Source organism: Streptomyces sp. NPDC052023 (assembly GCF_044548465.1).
Classification (GTDB): Bacteria; Actinomycetota; Actinomycetes; order Streptomycetales; family Streptomycetaceae; genus Streptomyces.
Map to the genome: position 1 here is coordinate 205899 of NZ_JBIUBW010000005.1, position 19626 is coordinate 225524.

The 19626-nt window shown below is 71.3% G+C and carries 11 protein-coding genes and 5 pseudogenes; 5 read left to right on the plus strand and 11 right to left on the minus strand.

The genetic code is table 11. The annotated features are described in order from the left end of the window. Positions 1 to 258: 258 nt before the first annotated feature. The 3 genes from ACIHCM_RS13625 to ACIHCM_RS13635 all read right to left on the minus strand — a co-directional run bounded on the left by ACIHCM_RS13625 (position 259) and on the right by ACIHCM_RS13635 (position 4791). The gene (locus ACIHCM_RS13625; RefSeq protein WP_399893958.1) at positions 259 to 2040 is read right to left on the minus strand and encodes an ABC transporter ATP-binding protein; all 1782 of its coding nucleotides are present in this window, start codon (positions 2038 to 2040) and stop codon (positions 259 to 261) included. Next, positions 2037 to 3929 (minus strand): ABC transporter transmembrane domain-containing protein, encoded by a 1893-nt coding sequence (locus tag ACIHCM_RS13630; protein WP_399893960.1) that lies wholly within the window; start codon positions 3927 to 3929, stop codon positions 2037 to 2039. The genes ACIHCM_RS13625 and ACIHCM_RS13630 overlap by 4 nt, the downstream gene beginning before the upstream one ends. 406 nt (positions 3930 to 4335) lie before the next feature. Beyond that, on the minus strand, positions 4336 to 4791 hold the full coding sequence (locus tag ACIHCM_RS13635) for a MarR family winged helix-turn-helix transcriptional regulator (protein ID WP_399893963.1): 456 nt from the start codon (positions 4789 to 4791) through the stop codon (positions 4336 to 4338). A 94-nt stretch (positions 4792 to 4885) separates the two neighbouring features. On the opposite strand from ACIHCM_RS13635, the gene ACIHCM_RS13640 reads away from it, so the two are divergent. After that, positions 4886 to 6688: an ABC transporter ATP-binding protein gene (locus tag ACIHCM_RS13640; protein ID WP_399893966.1), complete on the plus strand. Its 1803-nt coding sequence runs from the start codon at positions 4886 to 4888 to the stop codon at positions 6686 to 6688. 43 nt (positions 6689 to 6731) lie between these two features. After that, on the plus strand, positions 6732 to 7586 hold the full coding sequence (gene mltG / locus ACIHCM_RS13645) for an endolytic transglycosylase MltG (RefSeq protein ID WP_399893969.1): 855 nt from the start codon (positions 6732 to 6734) through the stop codon (positions 7584 to 7586). Positions 7587 to 7654: 68 nt separating this feature from the next. On the opposite strand, the gene ACIHCM_RS13650 is transcribed toward mltG, so the two are convergent. The 5 genes and pseudogenes from ACIHCM_RS13650 to ACIHCM_RS13670 all read right to left on the minus strand — a co-directional run. Beyond that, complete coding sequence (locus ACIHCM_RS13650) at positions 7655 to 8776, minus strand: NAD(P)-binding domain-containing protein (RefSeq protein WP_399894616.1); 1122 nt, start codon at positions 8774 to 8776, stop codon at positions 7655 to 7657. Positions 8777 to 8821: 45 nt separating this feature from the next. Continuing rightward, a pseudogene (locus ACIHCM_RS13655) lies at positions 8822 to 9989 on the minus strand (LLM class flavin-dependent oxidoreductase); the annotation flags it as partial. Position 9990: 1 nt separating this feature from the next. Then, a pseudogene (locus ACIHCM_RS13660) lies at positions 9991 to 10592 on the minus strand (hypothetical protein). Further along, positions 10581 to 11167 (minus strand): annotated as a pseudogene (locus tag ACIHCM_RS13665) (ABC transporter ATP-binding protein); the annotation flags it as partial. The pseudogenes ACIHCM_RS13660 and ACIHCM_RS13665, both read right to left, overlap by 12 nt. Further along, positions 11143 to 11486, minus strand: a pseudogene (locus ACIHCM_RS13670) (ABC transporter permease subunit); the annotation flags it as partial. The pseudogenes ACIHCM_RS13665 and ACIHCM_RS13670, both read right to left, overlap by 25 nt. A 489-nt stretch (positions 11487 to 11975) precedes the next feature. Here ACIHCM_RS13670 and ACIHCM_RS13675 point away from each other — a divergent pair. Further along, positions 11976 to 12398, plus strand: a complete 423-nt coding sequence (locus ACIHCM_RS13675; RefSeq protein ID WP_399893971.1) for a YjbQ family protein — start codon at positions 11976 to 11978, stop codon at positions 12396 to 12398. Positions 12399 to 12419: 21 nt separating this feature from the next. Here the strand turns inward: ACIHCM_RS13675 and ACIHCM_RS13680 are convergent. Continuing rightward, positions 12420 to 13093, minus strand: a pseudogene (locus ACIHCM_RS13680) (maleylpyruvate isomerase N-terminal domain-containing protein). Between the two features lie 154 nt (positions 13094 to 13247). On the opposite strand from ACIHCM_RS13680, the gene ACIHCM_RS13685 reads away from it, so the two are divergent. Then, positions 13248 to 14237 (plus strand): pirin family protein, encoded by a 990-nt coding sequence (locus tag ACIHCM_RS13685; RefSeq protein ID WP_399893974.1) that lies wholly within the window; start codon positions 13248 to 13250, stop codon positions 14235 to 14237. Positions 14238 to 14300: 63 nt separating this feature from the next. Here the strand turns inward: ACIHCM_RS13685 and ACIHCM_RS13690 are convergent, their stop codons facing one another. Continuing rightward, the gene (locus ACIHCM_RS13690) at positions 14301 to 14456 is read right to left on the minus strand and encodes a hypothetical protein (RefSeq protein ID WP_399893977.1); all 156 of its coding nucleotides are present in this window, start codon (positions 14454 to 14456) and stop codon (positions 14301 to 14303) included. Positions 14457 to 15036: 580 nt separating this feature from the next. On the opposite strand from ACIHCM_RS13690, the gene ACIHCM_RS13695 reads away from it, so the two are divergent. Beyond that, positions 15037 to 16512 carry a serine/threonine-protein kinase gene (locus ACIHCM_RS13695; protein WP_399894619.1) on the plus strand — a complete coding sequence of 492 codons (1476 nt, stop codon included), beginning with the start codon at positions 15037 to 15039 and terminating at the stop codon, positions 16510 to 16512. 96 nt (positions 16513 to 16608) lie between these two features. Here ACIHCM_RS13695 and ACIHCM_RS13700 read toward each other — a convergent pair whose 3' ends face one another. Then, positions 16609 to 19518, minus strand: coding sequence for an ATP-binding protein (locus ACIHCM_RS13700; protein ID WP_399893980.1), 2910 nt, complete (start codon positions 19516 to 19518; stop codon positions 16609 to 16611). Positions 19519 to 19626: the final 108 nt, after the last annotated feature.

A 19626-nucleotide genomic window follows, 5' to 3' on the forward strand; every position in this document is an offset into this window, starting at 1 on the left:
CGCTCCCCGAGCCTGCTCCGCTTTCCAGCCTTCCACCCCTGTTCGCCCCTGCGCAACGGCACAGGCACCGACAGCGGGCGGGTCCCCGAGCCGCGAGGGCCGACCAGGGGGTGCCCGGAGCGCGGGGGGCGCGTCGGCTGGTGGGCGGTCGAGCCCGTTGCGGGGCAGGGAGGGCGCTTCGGCTGGTGGGCGGTCGAGCTGGTCGCGGTGCAGGACGCGGGCTTCGGCTGGTGGGCAGGCCAGCCCTCACCCTCACTCTCACCCGTGCCACGACCGCCACAGCGCCGCGTACGCCCCGTTCGCCGCGACCAGCTCCGCATGGCTGCCCAGCTCGCTGATGCGGCCGTTCTCGACCACGGCGATCACGTCGGCGTCGTGGGCTGTGTGCAGGCGGTGGGCGATGGCGACGACGGTGCGGCCGTCGAGGACACGGGCAAGGGAGCGTTCCAGGTGGCGTGCCGCTCGCGGGTCGAGCAGGGACGTCGCCTCGTCCAGGACCAGCGTGTGCGGGTCGGCCAGCACCAGCCTGGCCAGCGCGATCTGCTGAGCCTGTGCCGGGGTGAGCGCGAGTCCGCCCGAGCCGACCTCGGTCTCCAGTCCCTTGTCCAGCGCACGCGCCCACCCGTCCGCGTCGACCGCGCCGAGCGCCGCCCACAGCTCGGCGTCGACGGCGTCCGTACGGGCCAGCAGCAGGTTGTCGCGCAGCGAGCCGACGAAGACGTGGTGCTCCTGGTTGACGAGGGCCACGTGCGAGCGGACGCGCTCCGCGGGCATGCGGGACAGTTCCGCGCCACCGAGGGTGATCCGGCCGTCCCGCGGCGCGTAGATCCCCGCGAGCAGCCGGCCCAGCGTCGACTTGCCCGCGCCGGAGGGGCCCACCAGCGCCAGCCGGGTGCCGGGGGCGACCTCCAGGGACACCTTGCGCAGTACGTCGACGCCCTCGACGTATCCGAAGTGCACCCGGTCGGCGTGCACGGCCCGGCCGTCGGGTGCCAGAGCCGAGTCCCCGGCGTCCGGCTCGATGTCGCGGACCCCGACGAGCCGGGCCAGCGACACCTGGGCGACCTGCAGCTCGTCGTACCAGCGCAGGATCAGACCGACCGGGTCGACGAGCATCTGCGCGATAAGTGCGCCCGTGGTGAGCTGCCCGACGTCGAGCCAGCCCTGGAGCACGAACGCCCCGCCGACCATCAGCACGGAGGCGAGCACGGTCACGTGGGTGACATTGATGACCGGAAACAGCACCGACCGCAGCCAGAGCGTGTAGCGCTCCCAGGCGGTCCATTCCTTGATCCGGCGCTCGGACAGTTCCACCCGGCGGGCGCCGAGCCGGTGTGCCTCGACGGTGCGGCCCGCGTCCACGGTCTCGGCGAGCGCGGCGGCCACGGCGGCGTAGCCGGCGGCCTCCGAACGGTAGGCCGCCGGCGCCCGCCGGAAGTACCAGCGGCAGCCGACGACGAGCAACGGCAGGGCCAGCAGTACGGCGGCCGCGAGCGGGGGTGCGGTGACCACCAGACCACCCAGCAGCAGGGCCACCCACACCGCACCGATCGCCAGCTGGGGCACCGCCTCGCGCATGGCGTTGGCGAGCCGGTCGATGTCGGTGGTGATCCGGGACAGCAGATCACCCGTCCCCGCCCGCTCCAGGACTCCCGGCGGCAGCCCGACCGACCGCACGAGGAAGTCCTCTCGCAGATCGGCCAGCATCCGCTCGCCGAGCATCGCGCCACGCAGCCGCACCTCACGCACGAACACGGCCTGCACGGCCAGCGAGATCAGGAAGAACGCCACCGTGAGGCCCAGATGCACCTCGCGCGCCCCGTCCGACACCCGCTCGACGAGACCGCCCAGCAGGTAGGGGCCCACCATGGACGCGATCACGGCGACCGTGTTGACGGTGACGAGGAGCAGGAAGGCCGTGCGGTGCCGGCGGAACAGTTCGGCCACGTAGGCGCGTACCGTCGCGGGGGCGCCGACAGGCAGGGTGTGCGCCGTCGTCGTGGCCGCCGGGTCGTACGCCGGGGGCGCCACGCCGATCATGCCGTCTCCTCGATCTCGTTCAGCTCGTCCAATTTCTCGTCCAGCGTGCGCAGCTCGCCGGCGTCGAACTCGTCGAGTACGCCGCTCAGCGGGGTCTCCTCCTCGGCCTCCCGGGTCACCACGGCCCGGTACCGGGGCTCCTTGTGCACCAGCTCCCGGTGCACACCGACCGCCGCGATCTCGCCCTCGTGGACGAGGACAACCCGGTCCGCACGGTCCAGCAGCAGCGGCGAGGAGGTGAACACGACCGTGGTGCGCCCGGCCCGCAGATCACGCACGCCACCCGCGATCCGCGCCTCGGTGTGGGAGTCGACGGCGGACGTCGGCTCGTCCAGGACGAGCACCTCCGGGTCGGTGATCAGCGACCGGGCGAGAGCGAGCCGCTGGCGCTGGCCACCGGAGAGGGAACGCCCGCGTTCGGTGATCCGGGCGTCCATCGGGTCGTCGGCGTCGAGCGAGCCCTGCACGAGCGCCGCCAGCACGTCCTCGCACTGCGCGGCCGCCAGTGCTTCCTCCGCGCGGACGTTTCCGGACGCGGGGACGTCGAGCAGTTCGCGCAGGGAGCCCGACAGCAGCACGGGATCCTTGTCCTGGACCAGGACGGCCGTCCGGGCGCGGTCCAGCGGCAGTGCGTCCAGCGGAACGCCGCCGAGCAGCACCGGCGTACCCGCCTCGGAGGGATGCCCGCCGAGACGCTCGGCCAGCCGCCCCGCCGCGTCAGGGTCGCCGCACACCACGGCGGTGAACCGCCCGGACGGCGCGAGCAGCCCAGTCTCCGGGTCGTACAGGTCCCCGGAGGGCAACGCGCCTCGGTCTGCACGGCCCAGTGAGTCGGTGCGCGCGCCAGCGCCGGATGCCTCGGCCGAACCCTCGCGCGCCCCCGCGGCGTCCGTGACCCGCTCCAGGGACAGCACGCGCGCCGCCCGTGTGGCCGAGGGCCGGGAGAAGGAGTAGGCCATCGCGATCTCTTCGAAGTGCCGCAAAGGGTAGGTGAGGAGCATGACCGAGCTGTAGACGGTGACGAGTTCGCCGACGGTGATCCGGCCCTGCCGCGCCAGATGGACGCCGTACCAGACGACCGCGGTCAGCAGCAGGCCGGGCAGGAGCACTTGGATCGCCGAGATCAGCGACCACATCCGGGCGCTGCGCACGGCCGCGTGACGGACCTCCTGCGAGGCTCGGCGGTAGCGGTCGAGGAACAGTTCCTCACCGCCGATGCCACGCAGGACGCGCAGTCCGGCGACGGTGTCCGAGGCGAGCTCGGTCGCGTAACCCGCCTTCTCGCGCTGGAAGTCCGCCCGCCGGGTCGCTCGGGGGAGCAGCGGCAGTACCGCCAGTGCCAGTACGGGCAGGCCGACGGCCACGACGACGCCGAGCGCCGGCTGGTAGACGACGAGGCCGACGCAGACCAGCACGAGGGTGACGGCCGCCGCGGTGAAGCGGGACACGGCCTCCACGAACCAGCCGATCTTCTCGACGTCGCCCGTGGAGACGGCAACGACCTCGCCGGCAGCGACCCGTCGTGTCAGCGCGGAACCCAGATGCGCGGCCTTGCCGGCCAGGAGTTGCTGGACCCGGGCGGCCGCGGTGATCCAGTTGGTGACAGCGGCCCGGTGCAGGAAGGTGTCGCCGAGGGCGTTGCCGGCGCAGGCCAGCACCATCAGCCCACCCGCGAGGGCGAGCCGCGCGCCGGAGCGATCGACCACGGCCTGCACGGCGAAGCCGACGCAGAACGGCAGTGAGGAGACCGACACGAAGTGCAGCAGGCCCCAGGCCAGTGCGATCAGCTGACCGCGCAGCTGGTTCCGGCCCAGCCACCACAGGAAGCGCGGCCCCGAACGCGCGTCCGGCACACCAGGGTCGGGATACGGAAGGTCTTGAATCTGCATGACGTCCCAGTGGCTCATGTCTGGCGGAGGGCGGGGCGGAGGGCGGAGGACGGGCGGCGGTGGGGAGAAGTGGGAACGGGAGGGGCAGCCGCGGTGCCGAGTCGACACAGGGCGGAGTGTGCAGCACCACGGACCGGGCATGCCGGTACCGAGCCGTGAAAGGCTCGCGCCACAACCTGGTACGAGGCAACCGGTTTTCCGACCCGCCGCACAGAACCGGTTACCGCCCGGCCTCCCTCGCACCGCCCCCTGCCCCAGAGGCCTCAGTGCAGACGAGCCCCACTCGTCCGGTATCTGCTGGCACGACCCGGTCACCACCGCTTCCCCCGTCAGCAGGCCGGAAAAGACCACGCGCCGCCGTCACTTCACGGGGGCGACGTGTGGTCCTTCCTCCGGGGAAAAGGATTCAGCACTGCCCCTCACCACCACGCCCGCCATCCACCAGCGTGTCCAGCAGAGTCCCCAGCACCCGACGCTCCACATCCGTCAGCGGCGCCAGGATCTCCTCCGCCGCCGACCTCCGCGCGCCGTGCAGCTCGCGCAGCGTCTCGCGTCCCTCGTCCGTGAGCTCGATCCGGATCACCCGGCGGTTGGCCGGATCCGGCGCCCTGCGCACCTGGCCGTGCGCCTCCAGCCCGTCGACCAGAGACGTCACAGCCCTGGGCACGACCTCCAGCCGCCCCGCCAGATCTGCCATCCGGGGCGGCGCGTCGTACTCCGCAAGCGTGCGCAGGAGACGGGACTGGGCGGGGGTGATGCCGAGGACGCGCTGCTGAAGATGGCGCTTCTGGATCCGGTGCACCCGGCGGGTGAGCCGCAGCAACTGTTCCGCGAGCAGTCCGTCGGGATCGGGCATGGTCATGAGGGAACAATATCAGGATGCCATTCATTGTGAGTATAGGTAACAGTGAGCTATGCTCCACTCAGTCAGCATCGACCTATCCACGTAGGAGCCCATGAAGCCCGACCTTGAGCCCGCCTGGACGCCGCCTGCCGACAGCAATGAGCAGCCGCGGCAGGTGCGCCGCATCCTGAAGCTCTTCCGTCCCTACCGAGGCCGCCTCGCCGTGGTGGGTCTGCTGGTTGCCGCCGCGTCGGTCGTCTCGGTCGCCACGCCCTTCCTCCTGAAGGCGATCCTCGACACCGCGATCCCCCAGGGCCGCACCGGACTGCTCACCCTGCTGGCCCTCGGCATGATCCTCAGCGCCGTGCTGACCAGCGTGTTCGGAGTCCTTCAGACGCTCATCTCCACCACCGTCGGCCAGCGTGTCATGCACGACCTGCGTACCGCGGTCTACGGCCGCCTGCAGCGCATGTCGCTGGCCTTCTTCACCCGCACCCGGACCGGTGAGGTCCAGTCCCGCATCGCCAACGACATCGGTGGCATGCAGGCGACCGTCACATCAACGGCCACCTCCCTGGTCTCCAACTTCACCAGCGTCGTCGCCACCGTCGTCGCGATGCTCGCCCTCGACTGGCGGCTGACCGTCGTCTCGCTGCTCCTGCTGCCGGTGTTCGTATGGATCAGCCGCCGGGTCGGCGACGAACGCAGAAAGATCACCACTCAGCGCCAGAAGCAGATGGCCACGATGGCGGCGACGGTCACCGAGTCGCTCTCGGTCACCGGCATTCTGCTCGGCCGCACGATGGGCCGCGCCGAGTCGCTCACGCGGTCCTTCGCGGACGAGTCGGACCGGCTGGTCGATCTGGAAGTGCGGTCGAACATGGCCGGCCGCTGGCGGATGGCCGTCATCACGATCGTCATGGCCGCCATGCCCGCTGTCATCTACTGGACCGCCGGCCTCGTTCTCCACGTCGGCGGCCCCGGCGTCTCCATCGGCACGATCGTCGCCTTCGTCTCCCTCCAGCAGGGCCTGTTCCGTCCGACGGTCAGCCTGCTGAGCACGGGTGTCCAGATCCAGACGTCACTGGCTCTGTTCCAGCGCATCTTCGAGTATCTCGACCTGCCCGTCGACATCACCGAGAGGGAGCGCCCGACCCATCTCGACCGCGTCGAGGGCGAGGTCCGTTTCGAGGGCGTCGAGTTCCGGTACGACGGGAAGGGCACGCCGATCCTCGACGGCATCGACCTCACCGTCCCGGCCGGCGGCAGCCTCGCGATCGTCGGCCCGACCGGCGCCGGAAAGTCCACGCTGGGCTACCTCGTGCCGCGGTTGTACGACGTCACGGGTGGCCGTGTGACCCTCGACGGGGTCGACGTCCGTGACCTCGACTTCGACACCCTCGCGCGGGCGGTCGGCGTCGTCTCGCAGGAGACGTACCTCTTCCATGCCTCCGTCGCGGACAATCTGCGCTTCGCCAAGCCCGACGCCACCGACGAGGATTTGCACGCGGCAGCCCGGGCGGCCCAGATCCACGACCACATCGCCGCCCTGCCCGACGGTTACGACACGGTCGTCGGCGAGCGCGGTCACCGCTTCTCAGGCGGCGAGAAGCAGCGCCTGGCCATTGCCCGCACCATCCTGCGCGACCCACCCGTGCTGATTCTCGACGAGGCGACGAGCGCCCTGGACACCCGCACCGAGCATGCCGTCCAGGAGGCGATCGACGCGCTGTCGGCCAACCGGACGACGCTCACGATCGCGCACCGGCTGTCCACTGTCCGCAGTGCCGACCAGATCCTCGTCCTGGACTCCGGCAGGGCGGTCGAGCGCGGGACGCACGAGGAACTGCTGGAGCTGGACGGGAGATACGCGGCGTTGGTCCGCCGGGACGCCCAACTGGAGCCGACAAGATGAAGATATGCCGGGTTTGTGACGATATGCGGGTTACCGTGCCCGCATGCAGATGAACACTCCGCCACGGAGCACGACTCGCACGATTCGACTGACGCGCCGGGGCCGTCTCGCCCTCGTCGCGACCGGAGCCGTCGTAGCAGGCACCGCCGTGGCGGTGCCGCTGCTGATCCTGAGAGGCGAGGAGGAGAAGCCGGCCAAGCCGGCCACCCTGGTCATCCCCGAGGGCTGGCGCGCGGGACAGGTCTACGCCGCCGTCGACAAGGCGCTCGGCCTGCCGTCCGGCACGACGAAGAAGGCCGTCCCCCGTGCCCACCTGAAACTGCCGAACGACGCCGGGGGCAACCCGGAGGGCTATCTCTTCCCGGCGACCTATCCGGTGCCGAAGGGGGCGACGCCGGAGAAGATGCTGGCCACGATGGTCGACACCGCCAACGAAAAGTTCAACGGAGCGCCGATCGCCGCCGGTGCGCAGCGCAATGCCATGAACGTCTATCAGGCGGTCACGATCGCGAGCATCGTCCAGGCCGAGGCGGCGACCAAGGCGGACATGGGGAAGGTCGCCCGGGTCATCTTCAACCGGCTGGAGCGCGGTATGCCGCTCCAGATGGACTCCACCATCAACTACGCCCTGAACCGCAACACGCTCAGGACGACGCTGGACGACACACGAATCAACAGCCCCTACAACTCGTACCAGCGCATGGGTCTGCCGCCCACACCCATCGACAACCCCGGCGAGCAGGCGGTGCGCGCCGCGATCACCCCGACGCCGGGGAACTGGCTGTACTTCGTCACGGTCAAGCCGGGCGACACCCGCTTCACGGCCGACTTCGCCCAGCATCAGCGCAATGTCAGCGAGTTCAACGCCCAGCAGCGAAGCCCGAGCGCGTCCCGCTGAGACGACGGGACATCACGACCGGCTCTGCTACTGGGCCGGGTGGCCGGATGTCCCGGGGGACGGGTGGATCACGCGGCGGCTGCATCCTGCTGCGCGCCTTGGTTTCCCTGCTCCCGCTCCGGCTCCGCCGCCCCGGCCAGAAGCCGCCTGATCTCCCGCACCGCCGACCGGCCCGCCCGGTTGGCGCCGATGGTGCTGGCGGACGGGCCGTAGCCGACGAGATGGACCCGTGGGTCGGCGGCCGCACGTGTCCCGTCCACCCGGATCCCGCCGCCCGGCTCGCGTAGCCGCAGGGGCGTCAGGTGCTCGATGGCGGGACGGAAGCCGGTCGCCCAGAGGATGACGTCGGCGTCGACATGCCGCCCGTCCTTCCACTCCACCCCGTCCGGGGTGATGCGGTCGAACATCGGCTGCCGGTCCAGTACCCCGTCCGCCAGCCCCTGCCGAACGGCGTCGTTCAGCGGCAGCCCGGTGACGGAGACCACACTCCTCGGCGGCAGCCCCTGCCGCACCCGCTCCTCGACCAGGGCGACCGCCGCGCGCCCCGCGTTCTCGTCGAAGGGTCCCTCGCGGAAGACAGGCGGGCGGCGGGTCACCCAGGTCGTGGCGGCCGCGTAGGGGGCGATCTCCAGCAGATGCTGGGTACCGGAGGCGCCACCGCCCACCACGACCACCCGCTGCCCGGCGAACGCCTCGGGGCCGGGGTATCGGGCCGTGTGCAACTGCCGGCCGCGAAAGCTCTCCTGGCCCGGGTAGCGCGGCCAGAACGGCCGGTCCCAGGTCCCGGTCGCGTTGATCAGCGCCCGCGTGGCCCAGTCCCCGGCGGAGGTCTCGACGAGCAGCCGCCCGCCGCTGCCTTCCCGGACGGCTCGTACGTCCACCGGGCGGCGTACCCGCAGCTCGAACTCCCGCTCGTAGGTGGCGAAGTACTCCTTGATGACCTCGGACGACGGCCGAGCCGGATCGGCGCCCGTCAGTTCCATCCCCGGCAGGGCGTGCATGCCGTGCACCTTGCCGTAGGTCAGCGAGGGCCACCGGAACTGCCATGCGCCGCCAGGACCGGGGGAATGGTCGAGCACCACGAAGTCCCGGTCCGGCTCGAACCCCGTCCGCCGCAGGTGATAGGCGCCGGCCAGACCTGCCTGACCAGCGCCTATGACGACAACCTCGACCTGGCGCGTGTTATTCACCTTTCTACGAACAGCGCCGCGGCCGTGGATCTTCCCACCGGTCGGTCCGGGCGCCGGGTCACCGTCCGCTCGACACGAGAGCGGCGCACCGGCCACCGGCTCGGGCGCCCTGCCCAGCAGCCCCCGTGCCGCCGGCTCCGGAATCACGCCTCCCCGAACCAGTACGCCTCCTCCAGATGCGGATAGCCGGAGAGCACGAAGTGCTCGATGCCCAGCGCGTGATGTTCCGCGATCCGATCGGCGACCTCGGCGTGACTGCCGACCAGGGCGGTTCCGGCGCCGCCGCGGACGAGGCCGACCCCCGCCCACAGGTTCGGGTAGATCTCCAGCTGCTCCCGCGAGCCCCCGTGCAGCGCGAGCATGCGCCGCTGCCCCACGGACTCGCTGCGCCCGAGGGTGCTCTGCGCCGCGGCGATCGTGTCGGCGTCGAGGTCGTCCGACAGCCGGTGTGCCACTGCCCAGGCTTCGGCGGAGGAGTCGCGCGAGAGGGTGTGCAAGCGGACGCCGAAGCGGACGGCACGGCCCTCCTGGCGGGCCAGCGTACGGATCCAGCCGATCTTCTCCGCGACCTGCGCGGGCGGCTCGCCCCAGGTCAGATACACATCGGCATGCCGTGCCGCGACGGGACCGGCCGCTGCCGGCGACCCGCCGAAGAACAGCTCCGGCACCGGGTCGGGCGGCAGCGCGGTCGTCGCGCCCTGGACGTCGTAGTGCGTGCCGCGGAAGTCGTACGGCCCGCCCTGCCACACCCCGCGCACGACGGACAGGAACTCGTCGGTGCGGGCGTACCTTTCGTCGTGGTCGAGGTGGTCGCCGAAGCGGCGCTGCCCGGCGGAGTCGCCACCGGTGACGACGTTGAGCAGCGGCCGCCCTTGGGTGAGGCGCTGGTAGGTCGCCGCCATTTGCGCGGCCAGGGTCGGCGAGATCACCCCGGGCCGGAAGGCGACGAGGAACTTCAGCCGCTCGGTGTGCTGGGCGAGGGCCACCGAGGTCAGCCGGGCGTCCTCGCACCAGGTTCCCGTCGGCGTCAGCACCGCCTCGAATCCCAGCCGCTCGGCTGCCTTGGCTATCTGGGCGAGATAGCCGAGGTCAGGGGTGCGGACCCCGCCGGTCTTTCCGGGCCCGCCATGTCGTTGAGGGCGCACGCATGACGGTCCACGAGCGTGCGGCCGTCGCCGCCCGTCGGCAGGAACCAGTGGAGGTGAACGGTCATGTCACTTTTCCTTGTAGACGCGGGGAGCGGTGGTCGACGGCAGCAGGCCGCCGTTGTAGCGGGTGTCCACGAACGCGCCGAAGTCGACCTCGCCCGGGATCAGCCGCAGGTCGGCGAAGGTGTCCGCGGTCTCCAGCTCGGACCGGATCAAGGGCTCGTCGACCGCGACCGGTACGCGCGTGCCGTTGACCAGTTGGCGTGCGCGGACGAGCCCTGCGCGACGGCCACGGACCTGCCCTTGAGCTGCTCGGTACCGATCAGCCGGGAATCGTTCGGTACGAGGAGGGAGTTGCCGTCGGACGTGCCGTGCCAGGCCGCCACGACCCGGATCTCCGAGCCGGCGCGGGCGGCGAGCACCCGCGGGGTGTTGCCGACGCCGCCGATGTCGACGGCCTTCGCGTTGACGGCCTCCAGCAGGGGTGGCCCCGAGGTGAAGGTGGACCACTTGATCTTGTAGTCGAGGTCGTCGAGCTCTCCGGCGGCGCGCAGCAGTGCCTCGGAACCACCCTTCTGATCGCCGACGTTGAGAGTGAGGGGGCCTGTGCCGTCGACGTCCGAGCCGGAGTCGACGGCCGAACTGCCGACGCAGGCGGCGAGCAGCACGGCTTCCTCGACGCCGTGCGTGTCGAGCAGCACCGCGCAGCCGCGCCGCTGCCACAGCTCGCCCACCAGCCGCTGGGCCTTGATACGAGTGAGCGCGTCGACGGCGCCGAACGGCTCGTCGAGCAGCAGCAGATCGGGCTCGCGCACCAGCGCCCGGGCCAGGGAGGCGCGCTGGGCCTCGCCGCCGGACAGGTCTTGGGCCAGGCGTTCGTACGGTGAGTCAGGCCGACCTCGTCGAGCGCGTGCTCGGCGACGGCGCGTTCGGGTCTGCCGGGCAGCCCGAGCACGACGATGCGCCACACCCTCTTCCACGGCATCAATCGTGGTGCCTGGAAGGCGACTGCTTTGCGGCGCGGCACCAGGACGGTGCCCTCGATGTCACGGTCGAGGCCGGCGAGTATGCGCAGCAGGGTGGACTTGCCGCAGCCGCTGCGGCCGAGGAGCGCCACGAACTCGCCCTGTTTCACGACCAGTCCGAGGTCGCTGATGACGGCACGGCTGTCGAAGGACCGGGTGAGGCCCTCGACGTGCACCGCCGTGCGGGTGCTCCCCGCGCGGTGAACGTCGGCCGCCATTGCAGCAGCAGCCTTTCGAGAGTGCGGACGACGAAGTCGGCGAGCAGGCCGAGGAAGGCGTAGACGATCAGGCAGACCACGATCACGTCGGTCCGCAGGAAGTCCCGTGCCTGCACCATGAGGAAGCCGATGCCGGCGTCCGCGTTGATCTGCTCGGCGAAGACCAGCGCGAGCCGGGCGATTCCCAGCGAGTAGCGCAGGCCGGTCACCGCACCGGGCAGCGCGCCCGGCAGTACGACATGGCGCACCAGCCCCACCGCGACAGCCCGAGCGACTCACCCGCCTCGATGAGCTGGGCGTCGACACCTCGGATCCCCGCACAGCGACGTAGCGGCACGGCGACATAGCGGCACGGCGACATAGCGCCAGGACGACGTAGCGGCACAGCGACGTAGCAGCACGGCGACGCAGCGCCAGGACGACAGGCCGAAAAGCGCCGGTCAGGGCAACGCGGCGGTGGCAGCAGAGGACTCCCATGCGCTCCCGGACGCCAGCGACCGCTCACAGCGGGATCAGGTCCACCCGGACAGGGGCGGGAGACAAGGGAAACCAGGAAGGGAGAGGGGGCGTCAGCGGCCGCGGCGACACGCGGCGGAAGTCACCCGCAGCAGGTCGATGTGACCGCGCGTGGTGAGCAGAGCTGAACGCAACATGCCGCTGAACGTGGCCAGATGGCATGTTCGCGGTCGATGGCCGTCTCGCGAAGTGGACCGTCCGTATCGGCGTCCGGTCCCTTGGTGCCGGCGTCCGGGCGACCGCGACGGCCGTCCGTGGAGGTGCGCCTCAGTCATGAGTCAGGATGGGGAGCATGGCAGACGCGTTCACCACCCGAGTGCTCCCGGTCTCCTCCGGCTCCGAGGAGACGGTCGTCGACCTCACCCGTGACTGCGAGTCCTTCCTGGGGGAGGTGGCCGCGGGCCGTGACGGCCTGCTCAACGTCTTCGTCCCGCACGCGACCGCCGGAATCGCCCTCATCGAGACCGGCGCCGGCAGTGACGACGACCTCCTCACCGCCCTGCACACGCTGCTCCCCGCCGACGACCGCTGGCAGCACCGGCACGGCAGCCCCGGCCACGGCCGCGACCACGTTCTCCCGGCGATCGTCCCGCCCCACGCGACCCTGCCGGTCGTGGGCGGGCGGCTGGCACTGGGGACGTGGCAGTCGGTGTGCCTGGTCGACACCAACCGGGACAATCCGAACCGGCAGGTGCGGTTGAGCTTCCTGGGCTGACCGAGCCCTCGCCGGGGAAGATCAGCCGAGGACGAGCGGGAGCTTCGAGGCCGGTCCGCCGGGTCCGCCCGGTGCGTCCAGCTCGGCCCTCTCGGCAGCGGTCGCCGCGCGCCGTCCGGTGCCCACCGGCAGGGCGTCGGTGTCGGAGAACGACGCGGGGAACGCGACCCGGCGATCTCCTCCAGCATCTCGCGGGCCCGGGCGAGCCCCTCCGTGGGCGGTCCCGCCAGATGCGGGAGGTGCGCGATCAGGTCGAGATGGTGCAGCGTCCACTCCAGGACGTACGCCGAGAGGAAGTCGCCCGCGGTGAGGACCTGGTCGAGTGTGCCGAACCGGAGGGCGGGGTCGGCGAGTCCGGCGGCTCGGCCGGCGGTGGAGCCGATGTCGTCCAGGTGGAACGTCAGCGGCCAGGGTGCCTCGAAGGCAGCCGCGAGCCGGATGGTCAGCGCGTCGAGGGGGTCGTCGCCGGTCGGAGGGGTGCTGGTGACCTCCCAGTAGGTCACCGCGTCGCGGGTCGGACACGCCTCGGTGGGCGTCGCCCGGGTGATCAGCACGTCCTGGGCGTCGATGACCAGATGGCAGACCAGGTCCCGCACGAGCCGGCCGGCGCAGCCGGAGGGCTGCGCGAAATCCTCGTCCGCGAGCTCGGCGACCGCCGCGCGTAATGCAGCCCAGGAGCGTGAGAAGAGATCCACATCACGAAGGAGTGCGCGGCCGAGGGGCCGGACAAGCACGTTCCCGGCGAGTGCGGCCACCCGCCGGGATGGTTGAAAACTCAACCGATTACACTTTCTGCATAACGGGAATCGCGCGGTCGCTGACCGTGGCAGCGGGCGGAAGGTGGTCTCGATGAGCAACGTGGAAGCGGAGCCTTCGGAGGTACGGTGCGGGGCACTGGTCGACGACCGGCAGCCTGCCGCGGTGCCGCGCGTCGACGTGCTCTCCGCGCGGGAGGTGCCCCTGGGCGGGCCACGGGCGATGCCCGTACGGCGGACGCTGCCGCAGCGTGCCCGGACGCTGATCGGGGCCTGGTGCTTCGCGGACCACTACGGTCCGGACGACGTCTCCCGGACGGGCGGCATGGACGTCGCCCCGCATCCGCACACCGGACTGCAGACGGTGAGCTGGCTGTTCAGCGGCGAGATCGAGCACCGCGACACCCTGGGCAGCCACGCATTCGTCCGGCCCGGCGAGATGAACCTGATGACCGGTGGGTACGGCATCGCTCACACGGAGGTGTCCACCCCGGACACCACCGTCCTGCACGGCGTCCAGTTGTGGGTGGCGTTGCCCGAAGAGCACCGGAACACCGCGCGCGACTTCCAGCACTACGTACCCGAGGCGGTACGGATCGAGGACGCCGAGATCAGGGTCTTCCTGGGGTCACTCGCCGGGGACACCTCGCCGGTGCGAACCTTCTCGCCCCTGCTCGGCGCGGAGATCAACCTCGCGCCGAACGCGGCGATCACCCTGCCCGTGGACACCAGCTTCGAGCACGGCCTCCTCGTCGACAGCGGAGACGTCCGCGTGGCCGGCACGCCGCTTCGCCCGGCGGAGCTGGGCTATGTCCACCCCGGCATCGACTCGCTGACGCTGGCGAACGAGTCGGACGGCCCGGCGCGGACGGTGCTGCTCGGCGGTACCCCGTTCGACGAGGAGATCGTCATGTGGTGGAACTTCGTCGGCCGCAGCCACGAGGACATCGTCCGTGCACGGGAGGACTGGGAGGCGTCCTCCGACCGTTTCGGCACCGTCGAGGGCTACCCGGGCGACCGCCTCCCCGCGCCGAGCCTGCCCAACGCGGTGATCGCGCCGCGCAGGAACCCTCCTCGCCGCTGAGCGCCAAGAAGTTCCCTTGCCGCTGAGGGCTGTATGTCTCAGCCCCTGGCCGCCCCACCGTCGTCACAAGTCGCCCTCCACGTCGCAGCAGCCCTCCCGTCGCACGCGGCGGCCGATCTCCAGCCAGTCCACGGCCGAGGCGGCGTCGCTCAGCGGCGCCGCCGCCTCGAACGCCTCGACCAGCCCCGCCTGCTCGAGGAGGACGTCGCCGCGGAGCACCGCCGTCGTGTGGGGCAGCGTGGTGAATTGGTGTAGGGATCGCCGCCACGATCGTCAGGTCGGCCGGCTTGCCCTCCCAGCGTGCCCAGGTCGTCCTGCACACCGAAGACCCGCGCCGGTAGGAGGGCGGCGGTCCGCAGCGCCTCGGCCGCCGGCAGTCCGGCGCGGTGCAGTGCACGCAGGGCGAGATGCAGATGCAGTCCGACGGGCACGATCGGCTGGTCCGTGCCGAGCGCCACCAGCCCGCCACCGGCGAGAACCCGCCGGCAGACGTCCAACTCCCGGTTCGTGGGTGCTTCCGTCGGCTCCTTCGGCGGCGTGCTCGTGGATGCTTTCGGTGGCCGCTTCGGCGTGCTCGTGGGGTGCTTTCGATGTTCAAGGAAGCTCCCGGTGCGCGGGGTTGATGAGCCGGACGGCACGGAGCGCTGGTGGCAACGTAGGGGGGCGGAACCGGACCGCGACCCCCGCTCCGGCGCATCTCGGCCGATCTTCACCCCGGGTGCGGGGCGGATCAGCGGCATGACCACGCGGTCGTCCTGTTTCCTGCCCTAATCTATGGCGGGTGAACGCACCGGGGGACATGGTCGACGGACGCTTCGAGCTGATCGAACGGCTCGGCAGCGGGGGGATGGGCACGGTCTGGCGGGCCCGGGACACCGTGCTGCACCGCGACGTCGCCCTCAAGGCAGTACGCCCGGACGCCGAGGCGTCCGAGGCCGTGCGGGAGCGGGTCATGCGCGAGGCGAGGGCGCTGGCGCGGCTCAGCAACCCGTATGTGGTGACGATCCACCAGATCGTCGAGGCGGATCCCCACCCGTGGATCGTGATGGAGCTGGTGCCGGGCGTCTCGCTCCAACAGCGACTCAAGGAGGGGCCGTTGGGGCCGGATGAGGCGGCGCGCATCGGCCGTCAGCTGCTCTCCGGATTGCGCGCCGCGCACGCCGCGGGAGTCCAGCACCGGGACGTGAAGCCGGCCAACGTGCTGCTGCGCCCCGACGGCACCGCCGTGCTCACCGACTTCGGCATCGCCGCCCTGCAGGGCGCGAGCGCGCTGACGGTCACCGGCGAACTCGTCGGATCCCCCGAGTACATGGCGCCCGAGCGCGTCCGCGGCCACGGCGACGACCCGGCGGCCGACCTGTGGTCCCTGGGGCTCGTCCTGTACGTGTGCGTGGAAGGTGTCAGTCCCCTGCGCCGCGAGACGACCCTGGCCACGCTTGCCGCGGTGCTCGACGACCCGGTGCCCCCGCCCGTCCGCTCCGGCCCCCTCGCTCCCGTCCTGCAGGCCCTCCTGGTGCGTGACCCGGCGGCACGCCCCGATGCCGGGCAACTGGACGCACTGCTCGCGCAGGTCGAGTCCGGCTCCACACCGAACTGGGCCCAGCCGACACGGACGGTGACACCGCCCCCGCCTCTCGCCCCCACGCCGACGCGCCTGGACACCCCGAGGCCGGGCCGTTCTCCCCGCACCCGTAGGCCGTTCCTCCTCGCCGTCGTCGCGGCCGCCCTGGCCGCCGTCGCGGTCACCGCACTCGCCCTCACACTGTTCACGCCCGACGAGGGGAGGAAGGACGGCAAGCAGACCGTCGGCGCGCAGGGAGGCTCCGCCGACACGACCTCCTCGGCGCCGGCCAACCCCACCGCGTCCCCGAGCCCGACACCGACACCCACCCCGACTCCGACACCCACCCCGACTCCGTCCGCGCCCTCCGCACCGGCCGGGGGCGGCCGCTGGATCGCCCAGCTCCACTCCGAACCGTTCTCCACGGGCACCGCGGTCCGCGACCAGCGCCTCGCGCGGATCCGCGAATCCGTGCCCGAGGCCGCCTTCGTCCGCAGCGACGACTACGCCTCACTGCGCCCCGGCTACTGGGTGATCTACGCCCCGGGCCCGTTCGCCGACGGCCGCGCGGCACTGACCTTCTGCGCCGAACGCGGACGCACGACGGCGAACGCCTGCGTGGGCCGCTACCTGAGCACCACCCCCACCGACTACGCCCTCCAGTGCCGGCCACCGGCTACCAGTCCTACGGGGCGGTGTACGCGGGGGTCTTAGGGGTGCGGGTGAGCGGGTAACGCGTTCAGGCCTCCCGGCACGGCTTCCCTGTCAGCAAGGACTTGCTGCGGCCGGTGTCACATGTCCCTGTTGGGGTCACGACCGCTGTCGGGGAAAGGTTTCCAAGGCTCTTGCCAACCCTGCAGCATCCGTTCCGACCTTGCGAAAGACCAGGGAGAGCAACTGCCGCACTCCCTGCTCGGTGAGTCGCAGCTCCTTCGCCACGACCGCCACCGGCTTACCCAGCGCGGTCATCTCGGCTGCTCGGCGTTCTTGGGCGGTGAGGGTGTCTGTCTGCGAGTAGCGGAGGGGCAAGGGCCGCAGGCCCGCTGCGGAGAGCTCGTCCCGGGCCCGCGTCGCCAGGGCCTCCGCACCGCAGTGCACCGCGCACTCCAGTCCCTGATAGAGCCGGTCAGCGGCTTCCTGCACGCGGTCGTTGCGGGACAGTGCGGCGCCGTGCCCGACCAGCGCACGGGCCAGTTCGTATGCGGCGGGCGACCTCTGGAGTTCGCTCACTGCCTCGGCGTACAGATCCAGTGCGGCCGTCCCGCCGGTCACCTCGGCCTCGGTGTGCAGAGCCTGGCCGATCGCGGAGGCAGCGCCGAAATCACGGGCTCGCTTGACGGCGTCACGCGCGAGCCGGACCGCCCGTTCGGGGGCCTTCGATGCGACGGAGTTCGCCAGGTTCAGCTGCCATGGGCACCATGCGGGATTGCGCCAAGCACGAGCCTCCAGTCGCTCGCCGAGGGTGGTCAGCACGTGTTCGGCCTCGACGTGCCGTCCCTCGGCCAGGAGCAACTCGGAGTAGACCGTCCGCGGGTCGGGGTAGATGACGGCGTTCGGCACCACGTCGCCATAGTGGTACTCGTCGGCGAGCGCGCGGGCGTCGGTGATGCGGCCGCGGGCCAGCAGGATCTGGATGAGAATGCCGATGGCGAACCACTGGGCCGGTACGGCACCCTCGACCTTCTCGGCGATACGCAGACCATCGCGGACGAGGTCCTCCGCCTCGGCGAGGCAGCCGCGCCGGTAGCGGATGTAGCCGGACAGGGTGTTGCCCAGGGCCAGGTGGGACCCGCGCCAGCCCTTGGCGACACACTCGGCGATGCCCTTGGCGAACAGTTCTTCAGCCCGGTGCGGCTGATCGCAGTACATGAATGTGAGGGCGACCGAGACGGGCACCTCGAAGCCCCGGTTCTCGTCGGTCCAGCTCATCCCGCCGCGGAGAGCATCCTCGGCGGCCCCCAGCACGTTCTGGCGGGGCTCGCCACGCACCAGCGCGTCCCAGGCGCGCAGACCCAGGAGGTAGCGCTCCTCCAGACCACGGCCCGGAAGCTGCCGGGCCAGCTTGGTAAGTCTCCGGGAACGGGCGGGGGAGTCGGGCTCGTCGGCACGGAACATGCTCCAGACGAAGTGATCCGCCTGCATACGCAGCCTGATCCGCGCGTTGGGGGTCTGCCGGGCTTCTTGTTCGGCGACGGCCGCTGCCTCCGCCATCTGGTCCGTGTGGGCCAGCGCCTGGGTCAGCCGGTAGACGATGGAGGCGTGCAGCTCGGGTGCCACCCCGGGCTCCGCCAGCGCCTCACGGAGGTGATTGACGGTCGACGCGGGATCCATGAGGAAGGTCGAGGAGGCCAGCTCGTTGAGGAGTTCGGCGCGCTCATCCGGGAGCGGCGGCTCCTGAAGTGCGCGGGTCAGGACCCGCCGTGCGGCTTCCGGAGCGCCGGCCCGCAGGTACTCGCGGGCGGCGTCGCGCAAGCAGGAAACCGCCTGCGCGTTGCCTTCGGCGGGAACCTCCAGCAGATGCCGGGCAGCAGCGGTGGGGCCGAGGCCCGCGGCGCGGACCGCCACCGCGGCGGCGTTGTGCAGGCCGACGCGCAGGTGCGGCGGAATGGCACGGTAGATCGTCGTGGCGATCAGCGGGTGGACGAACTCCAGGCCGGCGCCCGGCCCCGTTCCCTGCGCCAGGATCCGGTGGGCGCGCAACTGCTCGGTCGCCACGGTGGCCTGTTCGCTGCCGATGACCGCGATGGAGGCCGCGAGTTCCGGCGAGATGGACGTGCCGAGAACGGCGGCTGCCCACGCGAAACGGACGGTGGTCGTGCCGAGCCGCGTCAGCTGGTCGAGCAGACCGGGTCCCTTGACAGCGGAGGCCAGGTTGCGCATCGCGGGCAACTCGTCATGGGTGCCCTTCAGCCCGTGCTCACCGAGCCGGATGGCAAGCTCGACCGTTTCGAATGGGCTTCCTCCGGTGACGGTCCAGCATTCGTCGCAGAACATGTCCTCGGCTCCGTCGCCCAGTTCGTGCCGGACGATCCGCGCCACAGCGGTCGCGGTGAGTGGGGCCAGGGCGTAAGGACGGGTGCCGTGCCCCTCGAAGAGGGCGCGGAACGCCGCGGCCTCCAGGGGAAGTTCGTCGGGACGGTATGCGGCGATGATCAGAAGCGGAAGGTCCGCAGCGCGTGGCGCGAAGGAGGCGAGCCAGCCCAGGGACTCGGCGTCGGCCCATTGCAGGTCGTCCAGCAGCAGGACGATGGGCCCCTTCTTCACGGTCAGGCGTGTCATTACCCAGTCGAGGCCGTCGCGCACGCCGGTCGGATCCGGAACGGACGCGGTGCCCGCCGCCTCAAGCCCCAGTGCGGTCGCGACGATGTCGTACCAACTCCCCAGCAGATCCCGCCGGGTGGCCTCGTCCATAGCCGCGAGCGTGGGTTGCATGAGCTGGCGCACCACGCGGAACGCCAGCTCCTGCTCCGACTCGCCGCCCATGCCGGACAACACCGTGAATCCGTGAGCGACCGCTCGGGTGCGGGCCTGTGCCATGAGCGTCGTCTTGCCGAGACCGCCGGAACCGGTGAACGCCAGCAACCCGCCCTGTGGTGTCCGTGGCGCGCCGTCGACAGTGTCACTCAGCTTGGTCAACGCACTGTCGAGAGCCTCGAGTTCCCGGCGGCGCTCCAGCAACGGCTGGTGCTCGCTGTTCGGTTGCCGCAGCCCATTCACCATGTGCCGTACCCGATCTTCTCTCGTCGGCCCTCGGAGGACAGCGCCGAGCGTACGCGCACATCGATGGGCCATGGCCAAACCTGGGTACGAGGACGACAGGGATGGGTG